Raw genomic sequence first — 14,763 nt, forward strand, 5'->3', positions numbered from 1 at the left:
CGCGCGTGGCGACGCGTAACGATCGGCTCTCGATCATCGCTCGGCAACCCATGGCGCCGCCGCCGGGACATCCGGCGTCCACCTGCTCGCTACCCTTGGACGGTGGGACTACGCAGGGACGCCCAGCGCGCCGTCAAGCTGGCCAGGGACATCATGTGGTCGCGGCGCGCCCAGCGCGAGCTGCTCTCGCGCCTCGCGAAGCAACCGCCCCTCGAGCCGCACCGGTACCGCATCGGGGTGTACTTCGCCGACGGCCGCGTCAACCTCTACCAGCTGCGCCAGTGGTACAAGCCGCTCGCCGAGCTCGCGCAGACGCATCCCGTGCTCATCCTCAGCCGGGCATCGGGCGCGGCGCTGGCCCTGCTCGACGAGTCGCCCCTGCCGGTCGCCTACGTGCGACGCGTCGTCGACCTCGAGCAGGTGATCCATGAGCAGGACCTGCACATCGTGTTCTACGTGAACCAGAACGCGAAGAACTTCCAGATGATGCGCTACGGGCGTCGCTGGCACGTGTTCATCAACCACGGCGAGTCCGACAAGATGTACATGACCACGAACCAGTTCAAGGCGTACGACTACGCGCTCATCGCGGGTGACGCGGCGCGCGCCCGCCTCGAGAAGGTGCTGTGGGACTACGACTTCGACAAGCGGGCCATTCCGATCGGGCGACCGCAGGCCGATCACTACCTCGACGGGACCTCGCTGCCGTACCCGCCCGATGAGCGCGACGTCGTGCTGTACGCGCCCACGTGGGAGGGTGATCGCGGTTCCGCCGCGTACGGGTCGATCGCCTCGCACGGGGTGCCGCTCGTGCGCGCCCTCCTCGCCACGGGCCGGCATCGCGTGATCTACCGGCCGCATCCACGCTCGGGGGTCGTCGACCACGCGTACGGCGCGGCGAATCGCGAGATCATCGCGGCCATCGCTGCGGCCAACGCCGCCGACCCGACGGCGCAGCACGTCTACGACGACGGTCCGTCGCTCGGCTGGCAGCTGGCGGCGGCGGATGTCGCGATCGTCGACATCTCGGCGATGGTGTACGACCGGCTCGCCGCCGGCAAGCCGCTGCTCATCACCCGGCCCGCGAACCCCGAGGCGCAGATCGACACGGGCGGCTACCTGCAGGCCTGCGAGTGGCTCGAGGTGTCGGATGCCGCATCGATGGTCGCGCGCATCGACGAGGTCGCCCACGACGAGGCGGCGCTCGAACGGCTCGGGTTCTGGGTCGAGCGGTACTTCGGCGACACCACCCCGGGCGTCACGACGAAGCGGTTCCACGCTGCCGTCGACCACCTCATGGACGAGTGGGAGCGCTTCGCGGCGCTGCATGCGGGCGAGGAGGAGATCGACGAGTTCGAGGAGGACGACGAAGACGAGGCGGAGTCGCTCGGCGCCTAGGATCCGGCGCGGGGCGCGTCGGTCGTGTCGCCAGGCCCCTCGATGGCGGCGCCCTCCCTGAAGCCGGAGCCATCCTCGATGGCGGCGCCGCCCTCCTCGATGTGGCTGCCCTCGTCGGCCCCGCCGGAGCCATCCTCGATGGCGGCCCGGGACTTCGACCGCTTCCGCTCGCGCACGGCGCGGCCCGTGGCGGCGCGCAGTTCGCGGCTCGTGCTCACGGCGAATCCGCCGACCGCGGCCCCGGCCCGCGCCATCCGGAGCGCCGCCGTCTTCACCATCGAGTCGTCGCCGCGGGGCTCGAGATCGAGGGGGAGCAGGGCCGGCGGCGCACCGAACGCGAGGCGCGACTGCTGCAGCACCCTGCGCCCGAGCAGGTGGTTGCCGACGCCGCCGATGGCCGCGCCGATGCCGAACGGGATCGCCTTGCCGACGATGCCCGCGCCGCCGCGCACGGCGAACTGCTTGAGGAACACCGTTCGCAGGCGATCGACGACCGTGCCCATGAACGCCTTCGGCAGGCTGTTGGTGATGATCTCGCCCCAGTAGGCGTTGCGGGCCACGCCGCGGCCGGTCGCCTGCGACGCGAGTTGGCGCACGAGGTCGATGCCCTCGCGGCCGAGCATCAGGGTCATCACGAGGGCGCGTGCCCGTTCGGGGTTCTCGACGGCGATGCCGTGCACTTCGGCCACCGACTGCGCGAAGAGCGCCGTGGCCTCGAGGAAGCCCGCGGTCTCGACGCTCGAGAGTGCGAGGGTGACGCCGGTGCCGATGCCGGGGACGACCGCCGTCGCGCCCACGGCGGCGCCGCCGGTCGTGACGGCCGCGAGGTAGCGGCGTTCGAGGATGCGCACGAGCTGGTCGGTGGTGGCGTTCGGGAAGCGTCGACGGATGCCGCGCAGGTGCGCCACGACGACGGGTCGCTGGATCGAGAGCACCGCGTCGATGCCGCGCTCGACGCCGTGCGCGCGCCCGAGGTCGGGCTGGTCGCCTGGCGTGGCGCCGGGCGTGTTCCCGGGCGTGGCGCCGGGCTCGTCCTCCCGTGGGGCACTCGAGCCCATCGAGGTGATCTTGTGCACGCGTTCGGTCATGGTGGCTCGATCCTAGGCGGCGAACCCGAGCGGATGCCGGGGGTTGCGTGACGACGCCGAGTTCCGCGTTCGCGGGGTGTGGGGCGGCGACTCGTCCTCCACAGGCCCCACGCCGGGAAGTTGTCCACAGGTAAACGGCCTGATCAAGCGTGATTTCGAATGTCGGCGGGTCGTGGTCGAATGAAGGCATGGAACCCGCAGCCCGACTCGTCGAGGCGCTCGACCGCGTCCTCGAGCTCGAGCGTTCCATCCGCGCCCTGCAGGCTGAACAGCTGGGCCGGGTGCACGAGCTCCGGCTGCTGATGCGTACGGTCGAGGCGCACCCGACGCGCACCGAACGCGAGAACCGGGAGTGGGCCGACCGCGCCTGTTCGGCCGAGCTCGCCACGTCGCTGCAGGTCCATGAGCGGGCAGCGACGGCCCTGATGCATGACGCCACGGCACTCGTCGATCTGCCGGCGGCGGCCGAGGCGCTCACCGTCGGCGACGTGTCGCTGCACCACGTGCGTGCGCTCATCGACGCGGTCGGGTTCGTGCCCGGCGAGCGTGCGACCGAGTTCGAGCAGGAGGCGATCGAGAAGGCGCGCCGCATGACGACGGTCGGGTTCCGCAGGGCGCTCGTGCGCATGCAGCACCGGTACCAGCCCGCGGCCCCCGAAGCCCGCAAGCGTCGGGCGCTCGACGACCGGCGGCTCGTCATCGAGCCGGCCCACGACGGCATGGCCTGGGTCAACCTCCTGTGCGCTGCGGAGGAGGCGGTCGCGATCCGGGCGCGAGTGGCGGGCGCCGTCGCCGTACGAGCGGCGGGCGATGCGCGCAGCAGGCCGCAGCGCGAGGCCGACGCGGCGGTCGCGCTGCTCATCGGCCGCGTCGATCCGTTGGGGGCGCCCGATCCCGGCGACCTCGGCACGGTGCGCGCGACGGTGCATCTCGTCATCCCGGCACTCACGCTGCTCGGGCACGGCGTCCAGCCGGCCATGCTCGAGAACCACGGCCCCATCGACACCGAGACGGCACGGCACCTCTTCGCGCACGTGCCGTCGTTCCGGACGATCCTCACCGATCCGGTGTCGGGCGCGACGCTCCGGTACGGTCGCTCGACACGCCGGGTGCCCGCCGATCTCGCCGCGTGGCTGCGCGTTCGCGACGGGCGGTGCCGGTTCCCAGGCTGCGAACGGCCGGCGAGCGAGAGCGAGCTCGACCACACGGTCGCGTGCGAGCACGACGGATGCACCGACCACGACAATCCCGCCGTGCTGCCGCGGTCATCATCGGCTGAAGCATCACACCGGGTGGCGTGTCTGGCAGCGGTCCGACGGCACCATCCGCTGGTGCAGTCCCGCGGGGCGCTGGTACGACGGGCCGCCCGACGGGTTGGTGCATCCCCTCGGCGAGCCGGGCGCGGGCGGAGCGGCGGCCCGCGCGGGGTGAGCCCGAGCGTGGTGAGAGTTGTGATGCGCGCGCCGCCACGGTGCGGGGGGAGGGGGCGGAGTGGTGGCGGCGCGACTGCGGTGCCGGGTGAGGTGGTCGCGGCGCGACTGCCGAGCCTACTTGCCGCCGTGCTCCGCGTTGTAGCGGTCGAGCACCTCGTCGATCGGGGCGTCGAGCACGAGCGCGCCCTTGTCGAGATAGAGGCCGCGCGTGCAGAACCGGCGCAGGTCGCGCTCGTTGTGCGACACGAAGAAGAGCGTGCGCCCGCTCGCGAGCAACTCCTCGATGCGCCGGTAGCACTTCTCGCGGAACGCCTTGTCGCCGACCGCGAGCACCTCGTCGACGAGGAGGATGGGCTCCTCGAGCTGCGAGATCACGGCGAACGCGATGCGCACCTTCATGCCGCTCGAGAGGTGCTTGTACGGCGTGTCGAGGAAGTCGCCGATGTCGGCGAACCCGATGATCTCGTCGAACTTGGCATCGATCTGCGCCCGGGTCATGCCGTGCAGCCCGGCGGTGAGATAGACGTTGTCGCGAACCGTGAGGTCGTCGACGAATCCGCCCGTGATCTCGATGAGCGGAGCGACCCCGCCCGTCACCTCGACCGTGCCCTCGTCGGGGATCATCACGCCCGCGACGAGCTTCAGCAGGGTCGACTTGCCCTGGCCGTTCCGTCCGACGACGCCGATCGCCTCGCCCTCGCGTACGTCGATCGACACGTTCCGCAACGCCCAGAACTCGTCGGGCCGCGTACGCCGCCGCCGTCCGGCGAAGAGATCCTTGAACAGGCGACGACCGCGGCGATTGCGCCGGAACCGCACGCCGAGGCCGTCGACGCGGATGGCGCGGGCCTCGGTGGAGGCGTGCGCGGTGGCCGGGGCATCCGTCATCAGATCTCCTTCAGCACCTGGCGCACGCTGCCGCGGAAGACGAGCATCCCGATTGCGAGCAGTGCGACCGACATCGCGGCGGACACCACCACGTTGAACCAGTCGAGCTCGTCGGGGAAGAACCCGGCGCGGTACAGCCCGAAGATGCCCGAGAGCGGGTTGAACGCCGCCCAGACATGCAGTTCCTCGGGCAGGTTCGACACCCCGTAGATGATGGGCGACGCGTAGAAGAGGAACCGCAGGATGAGCTTCACCGCACGTTCGAGGTCGCGGAAGAAGACCACGAGCGGCGCCACGATGAGCGAGACGCCGACCGTGAGCACGGCCTGCAGGAGCACGGCGAGCGGGAAGAACACGAGCTCCCAGCCGACCCGCGCACCGAACGCGATCGCGAACACCGCGAGCACCGGCAGGGCGAGCACGAACTCGATGCCCTTCGACAGCACGATGCGGTTCACCCAGATGGTGCGGGGGATCTTCGTCGACCGGACGAGCTTGGCGTCCTTGAGGAACGCGCGCGTCGAGTCCGAGACGGCGCCGTTGAACCACATCCAGGGCAGGAGCGCGGAGAGCAGGAACACGATGTACGGCGGTGTGCCGACGAGGCGCTCGAACACCTGCGTGAACACGAACCAGTAGATGCCCGCCATCACCAGCGGGTCGAGCACCGACCAGAGGTAGCCGAGGGCCGAGGTCGAGTAGCGCACCTTCAGGTCGCGCGTCGTGAGGAGCCAGAGGGAGTGCCGATACCGGATCCACGGCGTCCGCTGGAGCGGATGCGCGTCGCCGGCGCCCCCGACCGTTACCGCACTCATCACGATCTCATCGTAGATGCCGCGCGGCGGTAGGTTTGGAGGAGGCGGTCAGCGCGCGCCGCGACCGGTCGGAAGGAGCGTCGTGCACCGCACCAGTACCCGGGTCCTGCTCAGTTGCGCCGCGATCGGCGTCGTCGGAGGCGTCGTCGCCGGCGCGTCGGGATATCTCGCCGCCGCGTTCGCCGCGTTCGGGCCGATGCTCTACGGCCTGACGGTCGGCACGCACTTCCTGCCGAGCGTCGTCGCACTCGCGTTCCTGAAGCGACCCGGCATGGCGGTGCTCGCGGGCCTCATCGCCGGGCTCGTCGGCGCGGCGTTCGCGCCGTGGTGGTTGTGGCGCTACGTCGGCGCCGGGCTGCTCGTCGGGCTGCTCATCGAGATCCCGTTCCTCGTGTCGCGGTACCGTCGCTGGGATGCGTGGCTCTTCTACGCCGCTGCCGGCTTCGCGGGGCTCGTCATCGCGATCGCCGTCTTCATCGGCCTCGGCGCCGAGCACTACGCGTGGTGGGCATGGGCGATCGCGCTGCCGCTGTGGGTGCTCTCGCCCGTGCTGTTCACGTGGATCGGACGCATCGTCGCGCGCCGACTCGCCAAGGCTGGCGTGGCGCAAGCCACCTGAGCGCGGGCGCGGCCCGGGCCGCCTGAGCGCGAATCGCGCCGGCACGCGAAGAGCGGATGCCACGAGGCATCCGCTCTTCACTGCTGTGCTGCGGGATCACACGAAGTGGTTGGCACGCTCCAGGTCTTCGGCGAAGTCGATCTCGACCGCGTAGAGGTCGGAGACGTCCATCGGCTCGACGAGCATGCCGTTCTTCTCGATGGCGAGCTCGATGCCGCGCTCGAAGTAGTCCTGATCGCCCACTCGCGAGAGGTGCGCCAGGAGCAGCGCCTTGTCGCGACTCGACACGTAGTTGATGCCGACGGCCTCGCCGAGACCGCCCTTGACGGTCTTGGAGAGCTCCTTGATGTAGCCCTCGGCGGTCGTCGTGTACTTCACCTCTTCGTCGGACACCTTGGCGGTGTTGACGGTGACGAACGACTGGTCACGCGCGATGAGCGGCAGCGCGCGGTCGAGGATGCGCGGGTCGAACACGACGTCGCCGTTCATCCAGAGCAGCCCGCCCGACTGCGATGCCGCCAGCGCGCGCATGAGGCTCTTCGAGGTGTTCGTCTGGTCGTACTCCTCGTTGTAGACGAAGGACGCCTGCGGGAACGCCTCGATGATGTGCTCGAGCTTGTACCCGACGACGATCGTCACGCTGGCGTTGTTGCCGAAGGCGTGCTCGATGTTGTCGAACTGCTGACGCATGATGGTGCGGCCATCGGCGAGTTCGGTGAGCGGCTTGGGGAGGGATCGTCCGAGCCGGCTCCCCATGCCGGCCGCGAGAATCACGATCTGGGTGGTCACTGCATCTCCTTCGGTGGTGGCGGATGCCGCGACACGCACGTTGCCGTGTGTTCGTCGTCTGTTCATCCGGAAGTTCACATGTGGACACGCCGTTATGCCGACTCACAGGATACCGGCGACCACGGCCCGGCACATGGGGGTTGACGCGGTCGTAGTGGGATCGTGATACGAAGCTCAGGAAATCCGCAGAATACCCCATCCGGGGGGTAGTGGGGCGCGTCGGCGACGCACTCATTGGTAGGTTGTGTTGGTGACTTCCGTTTCGCCCTCAGAACACGACGACGAAACTCCCGGAGGCACCGGCACGGGGGTGTCCGCTGATCGGGGGACTTCTGTCGCGCGTCCCGCGTCCGAGGGCGAGCAGAATGAGGCCCTGCCGGCGGCCCCACGTCGCCCGAGCGCCTCGACGTCGGCCGCGACTTCCGGCACGGCGAAATCCGGCACGGCGAAATCCACGAGGTCGACGAAGCCGAGGTCGACGACGGCGAAGGCGGCCGCGACGAAGGGGACCGCGGCGAAGGCGGCGGCGGCGAAGGGAACTGCGCCGAAGGCGGCGGCTAAGGGGTCCGCGGCGAAGGGGTCCGCGACGGCGCCGGCCGCGTCGGATGGTGCGAAGACCGCGCCGGCGTCAGACGACCAGCCCGAGGCGCCGACGCCTTCGAAGCGCACGCCGGCATCGCGGGCGGCGTCGTCGAAGGCCGCCGCCGCGAGGGGCGAGGCTGCGAAGTCGGCGCGCACGTCACGCGCGTCGACGGCGAGCTCGGCGACGACGAGGAAGCGCTCCACCGGCTCGACGACCACGAAGCGCCAGCAGGTCGCTGCCGCGTTCACGACCGAGACGACCGCCGCAGAGCGGGGGAACCGAACGCCCGGCGAGGGGAAGGCCGCGACGGTCGAGTCACCCGAGACGTCGGCGACGCCCTCCTCCGCGACCGACGTCGCCGCGAGGGAGCCCGCCACCACGGAGGTGGCCGCGACCGACGTCACCGCGACGGAGCCCGCCACCACGGCGGCGGCCGCGACCGATGTCGCCGCGACGGACGTCGACGAGACCACGCGCGAGCGCCCGGTCGTCGCCGCCGCGGTGGCCGAGGCCGACGCGCCCGCGGCCGTCGACGCGCCCGGCACCGAGGCGCCGGTGACCACGGAGGGGTCCGAGGGCACGACGCCCGCGGCATCCGACGCCGATCAGGCCGTGGTCGTCATCCCCGCGCCCCGCGCGCCGAAGCCGCGGAAGAAGCGCACGCTGCGCGTCGCCCGTGCAGCCCCGGCACCCGACGCGCCGCGCGTGCTCACGATCCAGGGCCTCGTGAAGCGGTTCGGCAACACGACCGCGGTCGACGGCATCTCGCTCGACGTCCGGGCGGGGTCGTTCTACGGCATCGTCGGTCCGAACGGCGCCGGCAAGACCACGACGCTCTCGATGGTCACGGGGCTGCTGCGACCCGACGCCGGCGCGGTGCACGTCAACGGCATCGACGCGTGGGCGGACCCGCGCGCGGCCAAGCGCGTCACCGGCGTGCTGCCCGACCGGCTGCGACTGTTCGACCGGCTCACCGGTGCGCAGCTCCTCTACTACTCGGGGTCGCTCCGCGGACTCGACGACCGCACCGTGCGCGAGCGGAGCGTCGAGCTCATCGCGGCGTTCGGCCTCGAGGACGCCGTCGACCGGCTCGTCGCCGACTACTCCGCGGGCATGACCAAGAAGATCGCGCTCGCGTGCGCGATGATCCACGCCCCGCGTCTGCTCGTGCTCGACGAGCCCTTCGAGTCGGTCGACCCGGTCTCGGCGGCGAACCTCACCGACATCCTCGAGCGCTACGTCGGCGGGGGCGGCACCGTGCTCCTCTCGAGCCACAGCATGGACCTCATCGAGCGGGTCTGCGACTCGGCGGCGATCATCATCGGCGGCCGCGTGCTCGCGTCGGGTGCGCTCGACGAGGTGCGCCTCGGGAAGACCCTCGAAGACCGCTTCGTCGAGCTCGCAGGCGGACGCAAGGCAGCGGAAGGCATGGAATGGTTGCACAGTTTCTCCGACTGAAACTGCGCCTGCTCGCGAACATCTTCCGACGTAGTCCCTGGCAGGTCGTCGGCATCGTCGTCGGCCTCGTGTACGGGCTCGGAGCGGCCGCGCTGCTGTTCGTCTCCCTCGTCGGGCTGCGCTTCATCGACGACGTCGAGGTGATCCGCGACGTGTTCGTCGTCGTCGGCGGCGCGACCTTCGTCGGCTTCGTCGTGTTCCCCCTGATCTTCGGCGTCGACGACACGATGGACCCGCGACGGTTCGCGTTGTTCGGCCTGCCGAACCGCACGCTCGCGATCGGTCTCGCCGTCTCGGCGGTGATCGGCATCCCGGCCATCGCGCTCGCCATCGTGCTCACCGGCACCGTGGTGACCTGGTCGCGCGGCGCCGGCGAGACCATCATCGCGATCCTGAGCGCCGCACTGGCGTTCGCCACCTGCCTGCTCCTCGCCCGCCTGGCGACCTCGATCGCCTCGGTGCTGCTCGCCACTCGTCGTGCTCGTGAGGTCAGCGGCGTGATCGGCATCCTGCTCATCGTGCTCCTGTCGCCGGTGATCGTGGTGCTCATCTCCATCGACTGGGCGCGCTCGGGCCTCGACGTGCTCGCGTCCATCGCCGGCGTGCTCGGCTGGACCCCGCTCGGCGCCGCGTTCGCCGCACCCGGTGACGCGGCGGCCGGTGAGTGGGGCGCCGCGGTGGTGAAGCTCCTCATCGCCGTGGCCACGCTCGCCGCCCTGTGGTTCGCGTGGGAGGCCGTCGTCGCGAAGGTGCTCGTCTCGCCGGGCCGCGAGGCATCCGCGAAGAGCTACCGGGGTCTCGGATGGTTCGATCGGATGCCGCACACGGTGACCGGTGTCGTCGCCGCCCGCAGCATCACCTACTGGTTCCGGGACGCGCGGTACTGGGTTTCGGTGCTCATGATCCCCGTCGTGCCCGTGCTCGTGCTCGTGCCGCTCGGCCTCGCGGGCGTCCCGCTCGCCTACACGGCGCTCGTCCCCGTGCCGCTCATGTGCCTGCTGCTCGGATGGGCGCTGCACAACGACACGGCCTACGACAGCACGGCCGTCTGGTTGCACGTCGCGTCGGGGGTCCGCGGCGCCGCGGATCGTGCGGGCCGGCTGGTGCCCGTGCTCATAACGGGCGCGCTGATCATCGGCCTCGGCAGCGCCGTCACGGTGTTCGTCCTCGACGACGGGCGGCTCCTGCCGTCGCTCATCGGCGTGAGCACCGCACTGCTCTTCGCGGGCCTCGGCGTCGGCGCGATCACCTCGGCCCGATTCCCGTACCCGGCGGTCAAGCCCGGCGACAGCCCGTTCCAGCAGCCGCAGTCGACCGGGGCGGTCACGGCCCTCGTGCAGTCGATCACCATGTTCGGCTCGCTCCTCGTCGCCCTGCCCGCCGTCGTGTTCGGGGCGCTCGGACTCTTCGTGGACCCGGCATGGCACACCGCGTCGTTCGCGGCGGGCGTAGGGCTCGGGCTGCTCGTGCTCGTCGTCGGGATCTGGCTCGGCGGCCGCGTGTTCGAGCGACGCGGACCCGAGATCCTCGCGGCCGCGATGCGCGCGTAGCCGCATGACCGGTGGTGCGACCGGGTCGGCCGCAGTCGTGGCATCCGCGCGTAGAATCGAGCGCATGATCGAACCCGTACGCGCGAGCATCGCCGATCCCGACGCGCCAGGCGGTGGCACCTCCGTGCTCGACCGCGAGCTCGAGAAGCTGCTCGAGGAAGAGCACATCGAACCCGGCGACCACGAGCGGTTCGCGCACTACGTGAAGAAGGAGCAGATCCTCGAGTCGGCGGTCACGGGCAAGCCCGTGAAGGCGCTCTGCGGCAAGAAGTGGACGCCCGGTCGCGACCCCGAGAAGTTCCCGGTGTGCCCCACGTGCAAGGAGATCTACGAGCGCATGAAGGCGCAGTAGCGGCGGCGGGTCTCAGCGGTAGCTCGTCGGGATGACGGGCTCGCCGCGCCCCAGCCGGAACGCCTCGATCGGCAACTCCTGCATGACCTCGGCGCGATGCGCTCGCGCCGCCGCCGTGCCCGCAGGGCCGACGAACGCGGGATCGGCGACACCGCCCTCCATGAGTTGCACCATGAGCGGTCGCAGCCGATCGCCCGGTTCGAACTCCGCCTCGCCCTCGGGGCCGTCGCCGATGAAGATCAGCTCCTCGCGCGCGGTGCGCGTGGAGTCCAGTCGCCGCGCCGCGTTCTTGCGGCCGCCGATGCTGAGCTTCTGCGTCGATGACTTCGCCACGGCCACCCACTCGCCGGCGTCGTCACGGCGGGCGACGAGCTTGTACACCATGCCGGCGGCGGGGAACCCCGACCCGGTGACGACGGCCGTGCCCACGCCGTAGGCGTCGACCGGGGCGCCCGAGAGGCCGGCGATCGTGAACTCGTCGAGGTCGCTGGTCACCGTGATCCTCGTGTCGACGGCGCCGAGGCCGTCGAGCTGCTCGCGCACCGCGGCGACCACGGTGGGCAGGTCGCCCGAATCGATGCGCACGGCCCCTAGCTCGGTGCCGGCCACCTGCACGGCGAGCTCGACGCCCTTCGCGATGTCGTAGGTGTCGACGAGCAGCGTCGTCTTGGGGCCGAACGCCGCGACCTGCGCCCGGAAGGCGTCCTCCTCGGTGTCGTGCAGGAGCGTGAACGCGTGCGCGGCGGTGCCCATGGTCGGGATGCCCCAGGTGCGACCCGCCTCGAGGTTGGAGGTGGCGTCGAAGCCCGCGATGTACGCGGCTCGCGCCGCCGCGATGGCGGCGTGCTCGCTGGTGCGGCGGGAGCCCATCTCGGCGATGGGCCGGCCCAGCGCGACCGAGACCATGCGTGCGGCGGCGCTCGCCACCGACGAGTCGTAGTTCAGCGTCGACAGCACGAGGGTCTCGAGCATCACCGCTTCGGCGAACGTCGCCTGGATGGTGACGAGCGGCGAGCCGGGGAAGTACGCCTCGCCCTCGCGGTAGCCCCAGATGTCGCCGCGGAACCGGTAGTCGGCGAGCCAGTCGAGGGTCTCGGGGCGCACCACCTCGTGCTCGCGGAGCCACTCGAGCTCCGCATCCTCGAAGCGGAACCGGTCGATGAGCTCGAGCAGCCGGCCGGTGCCCGCGACGACGCCGTAGCGGCGGCCGTCGGGGAGGCGCCGTGCGAACGCCTCGAAGAGGCTCTCGCGATGGCCGGCGCCGTCGCGGAGCGCGGCATCCACCATCGTCAGCTCGTAGCGGTCGGTGAAGAGCGCAGCAGAACCGGTCACAGCGTCAGCCTAGTGCTCGGGATGCCGCAATCCCGGGCCGGCGGCGAGCGTGCCGCCGCGCTCGCCTAAGCTTGGATGTCGTGACGGATGCACCGATCGGGATCTTCGACTCCGGCGTCGGCGGTCTCACGGTGGCCCGCGCCGTGAAGGACCAGCTGCCGCACGAGTCGATCCTCTACATCGGCGACCTCGAGCACTCGCCCTACGGGCCGAAGCCCATCGCCGACGTGCGTCGGTACGCGCTCGCCGTGCTCGACGACCTCGTCGCGCAGGGCGTGAAGATGCTCGTGATCGCCTGCAACACCGCGTCGAGCGCCATGCTCCGCGACGCGCGCGAACGGTACGACGTGCCCGTCGTCGAGGTCATCCAGCCCGCGGTGCGGCGCGCCGTGGCCACGACCCGCAACGGCCGCGTGGGCGTGATCGGCACCGTCGGCACCATCCAGTCGCGCGCGTACGACGACGCGTTCGCGGCCGCCCCGCACCTCGACCTGTCGTCCGCGGCGTGCCCGCGCTTCGTCGAGTTCGTCGAGGCCGGCGTCACGAGCGGCGACGAGCTGCTCTCGGTCGCCGAGGAGTACCTCGCGCCGCTCCGCGAGGCCGGCGTCGACACGCTCGTGCTCGGCTGCACGCACTACCCGTTCCTCAAGGGCGCCATCTCGTACGTGATGGGCGAGCAGGTCTCGCTCGTCTCGAGCGATGTCGAGACCGCCAACGACGTCTACCGCGTGCTCGTGTCGAACGGCATGGAGCGTCGCGCGCCGACGCCGCCCACCTACCGGTACGAGGCGACGGGCGGCTCGACGAGCGCGTTCCTCGACCTCGCGCATCGGCTCATCGCGCCCGAGATCCCGAGCGTGGAGCTCGTCGAGACCGGTGCGCTCACGCTTCCCCACCACGCGTCGACGGGCTCCCTTCGACCGGCTCGGGGAGCGAACCCTTCGACACGCCCAGCGACCGAACTTCGACAGGAGAACGCATGACCGAGGCATCCGACCCCCAGGCGGCCACGGCCGACCTCGTGCGCGCCGACGGCCGCGCGCCCCACGAGCTGCGGCACGTGACCATCGAGCGTGGCTGGAGCGCGCACGCCGAGGGCAGCGCCCTCATCTCGTTCGGGAACACGAAGGTGCTCTGCACCGCGTCGTTCACGAACGGCGTGCCGCGCTGGATGCAGGGCAAGGGCCGCGGCTGGGTCACCGCCGAGTACGCGATGCTGCCGCGCGCCACGAACACCCGCAACGACCGAGAGTCGGTGAAGGGCCGGATCGGCGGGCGCACCCACGAGATCAGCCGGCTGATCGGCCGGAGCCTGCGTGCCGTCGTGGACACCAAGGGCCTCGGCGAGAACACCATCCAGATCGACTGCGACGTGCTGCAGGCCGACGGGGGCACCCGCACCGCGGCCATCACGGGCGCCTACGTCGCCCTTGTCGACGCCGTCGAGTGGGCCCGTGAGCAGAAGTTCATCGGGCAGCGGGCGAAGCCCGTCATCGACACGGTCTCGGCCATCTCGGTCGGCATCGTCGACGGCACGCCCATGCTCGACCTCGCCTACACCGAGGACGTTCGCGCCGAGACCGACATGAACGTCGTCGCCACCGGGCGCGGCCTGTTCGTCGAGGTGCAGGGCACCGCCGAGGGAGCGCCGTTCGATCGGCGCGAGCTCGACTCGCTGCTCGACCTCGCGCTCGCCGGCACCGCCGAGCTGGCGCTCGTCCAGCAGGCGACGCTCGCCGCGACCGACGAGGCGACGGCCTGAGCGTGGCCGGCACGCCGCTCGAGGTGGTGCTCGCCACCCACAACGCGCACAAGGTCGCCGAGTTCCAGCACATCCTCGGCGAGCGGATGCCGGGGCTCGTCGTGCTGCCGTACGACGGCCCCGAGCCCGTCGAGGACGGCACCACCTTCGACGAGAACGCGTTCATCAAGGCGCGGGCCGCGGCATCCCACACCGGACGCATCGCGCTCGCCGACGACTCCGGCCTCGCCGTCGACGTCATGGGCGGCGCACCCGGAATCTTCTCGGCCCGCTGGGCGGGACCCGGTCGCGGCGCCGAGGCGAACCTCGAGCTGCTGCTCGCGCAGCTCGGCGACATCCGCGACCCGCACCGCACGGCGCACTTCCACTGCACCATCGCGCTGGTGGTGCCGGATGCCGCGGGCACGCCGTTCGAGTACGCCGCAGTGGGCGAGTGGCCCGGGCGCATCGCGACCGAGCGGGCGGGCGTCAACGGGTTCGGCTACGATCCGATCTTCGTGCCCGACGGGTTCGAGGTGTCGGCCGCGGAGCTCGCGCCCGAGGTGAAGAGCGCGCACAGCCACCGGGCTCGGGCATTCGCGGCGCTCGTGCCCGAGCTGGTGCGCGTGGCCTCGCGGCTCGGACGCTAGCGTCGCGCGTCGCCCTCCGCAGGCACGGCCGCCCGTGGAGAGAACGCGTCTCATTCCCATCACGGCG

15 protein-coding genes are annotated in these 14,763 nt (G+C 71.2%); 8 read left to right on the plus strand and 7 right to left on the minus strand.

What is annotated here, in order from left to right:
- Window positions 1-102 precede the first annotated feature (102 nt).
- Window positions 103-1,398: a CDP-glycerol glycerophosphotransferase family protein gene (locus EZM51_RS09140; RefSeq protein ID WP_136707948.1), complete on the plus strand. Its 1,296-nt coding sequence runs from the start codon at window positions 103-105 to the stop codon at window positions 1,396-1,398.
- Here the strand turns inward: EZM51_RS09140 and EZM51_RS20840 are convergent.
- The 4 genes from EZM51_RS20840 to EZM51_RS09160 form a co-directional block, all read right to left on the minus strand.
- On the minus strand, window positions 1,395-2,486 hold the full coding sequence (locus tag EZM51_RS20840; protein ID WP_211195866.1) for a hypothetical protein: 1,092 nt from the start codon (window positions 2,484-2,486) through the stop codon (window positions 1,395-1,397). The genes EZM51_RS09140 and EZM51_RS20840 overlap by 4 nt on opposite strands.
- A 143-nt stretch (window positions 2,487-2,629) precedes the next feature.
- A complete protein-coding gene (locus tag EZM51_RS21060; RefSeq protein ID WP_248305555.1) occupies window positions 2,630-3,478 on the minus strand; it encodes a hypothetical protein in 849 nt (282 codons plus the stop codon).
- 555 nt (window positions 3,479-4,033) lie between these two features.
- Complete coding sequence (locus tag EZM51_RS09155; protein WP_136707949.1) at window positions 4,034-4,807, minus strand: ABC transporter ATP-binding protein; 774 nt, start codon at window positions 4,805-4,807, stop codon at window positions 4,034-4,036.
- Window positions 4,807-5,622, minus strand: a complete 816-nt coding sequence (locus EZM51_RS09160) for an ABC transporter permease (RefSeq protein WP_136708088.1) — start codon at window positions 5,620-5,622, stop codon at window positions 4,807-4,809. The genes EZM51_RS09155 and EZM51_RS09160 overlap by 1 nt, the downstream gene beginning before the upstream one ends.
- An 82-nt stretch (window positions 5,623-5,704) precedes the next feature.
- On the opposite strand from EZM51_RS09160, the gene EZM51_RS09165 reads away from it, so the two are divergent.
- Window positions 5,705-6,241, plus strand: coding sequence for an ECF transporter S component (locus EZM51_RS09165; protein ID WP_169053849.1), 537 nt, complete (start codon window positions 5,705-5,707; stop codon window positions 6,239-6,241).
- 96 nt (window positions 6,242-6,337) lie between these two features.
- Here EZM51_RS09165 and EZM51_RS09170 read toward each other — a convergent pair whose 3' ends face one another.
- Window positions 6,338-7,030 (minus strand): phosphocholine cytidylyltransferase family protein, encoded by a 693-nt coding sequence (locus EZM51_RS09170; RefSeq protein WP_136707951.1) that lies wholly within the window; start codon window positions 7,028-7,030, stop codon window positions 6,338-6,340.
- Window positions 7,031-7,261: 231 nt separating this feature from the next.
- Window positions 7,262-7,861 carry a hypothetical protein gene (locus EZM51_RS09175; RefSeq protein WP_136707952.1) on the minus strand — a complete coding sequence of 200 codons (600 nt, stop codon included), beginning with the start codon at window positions 7,859-7,861 and terminating at the stop codon, window positions 7,262-7,264.
- 136 nt (window positions 7,862-7,997) lie between these two features.
- On the opposite strand from EZM51_RS09175, the gene EZM51_RS09180 reads away from it, so the two are divergent.
- From EZM51_RS09180 to EZM51_RS09190, 3 genes are all read left to right on the plus strand, one after another.
- Window positions 7,998-9,071, plus strand: coding sequence for an ABC transporter ATP-binding protein (locus EZM51_RS09180; protein ID WP_349236062.1), 1,074 nt, complete (start codon window positions 7,998-8,000; stop codon window positions 9,069-9,071).
- Complete coding sequence (locus tag EZM51_RS09185; RefSeq protein WP_136707953.1) at window positions 9,047-10,621, plus strand: hypothetical protein; 1,575 nt, start codon at window positions 9,047-9,049, stop codon at window positions 10,619-10,621. The genes EZM51_RS09180 and EZM51_RS09185 overlap by 25 nt, the downstream gene beginning before the upstream one ends.
- 64 nt (window positions 10,622-10,685) lie before the next feature.
- On the plus strand, window positions 10,686-10,973 hold the full coding sequence (locus EZM51_RS09190; RefSeq protein ID WP_136707954.1) for a DUF3039 domain-containing protein: 288 nt from the start codon (window positions 10,686-10,688) through the stop codon (window positions 10,971-10,973).
- A gap of 12 nt (window positions 10,974-10,985) precedes the next feature.
- On the opposite strand, the gene EZM51_RS09195 is transcribed toward EZM51_RS09190, so the two are convergent.
- Window positions 10,986-12,305 carry a nicotinate phosphoribosyltransferase gene (locus tag EZM51_RS09195; protein WP_136707955.1) on the minus strand — a complete coding sequence of 440 codons (1,320 nt, stop codon included), beginning with the start codon at window positions 12,303-12,305 and terminating at the stop codon, window positions 10,986-10,988.
- Between the two features lie 80 nt (window positions 12,306-12,385).
- Here EZM51_RS09195 and murI point away from each other — a divergent pair, with 80 nt between their 5' ends.
- Genes murI through rdgB form a run of 3 tightly spaced genes read left to right on the plus strand, consistent with a single transcriptional unit; the run spans window position 12,386 to window position 14,696 of the window.
- On the plus strand, window positions 12,386-13,288 hold the full coding sequence (gene murI, locus EZM51_RS09200) for a glutamate racemase (RefSeq protein ID WP_136707956.1): 903 nt from the start codon (window positions 12,386-12,388) through the stop codon (window positions 13,286-13,288).
- The gene (gene rph / locus EZM51_RS09205; RefSeq protein WP_136707957.1) at window positions 13,285-14,067 is read left to right on the plus strand and encodes a ribonuclease PH; all 783 of its coding nucleotides are present in this window, start codon (window positions 13,285-13,287) and stop codon (window positions 14,065-14,067) included. The genes murI and rph overlap by 4 nt, the downstream gene beginning before the upstream one ends.
- Entirely contained in the window at window positions 14,064-14,696 is a 633-nt protein-coding gene (gene rdgB / locus EZM51_RS09210) for an RdgB/HAM1 family non-canonical purine NTP pyrophosphatase (protein ID WP_136707958.1), read from the plus strand. Before rph ends, rdgB begins: the two co-directional genes overlap by 4 nt.
- Window positions 14,697-14,763: the final 67 nt, after the last annotated feature.

It is taken from the genome of Agromyces sp. H66, assembly GCF_004959775.1.
GTDB lineage: Bacteria > Actinomycetota > Actinomycetes > Actinomycetales > Microbacteriaceae > Agromyces.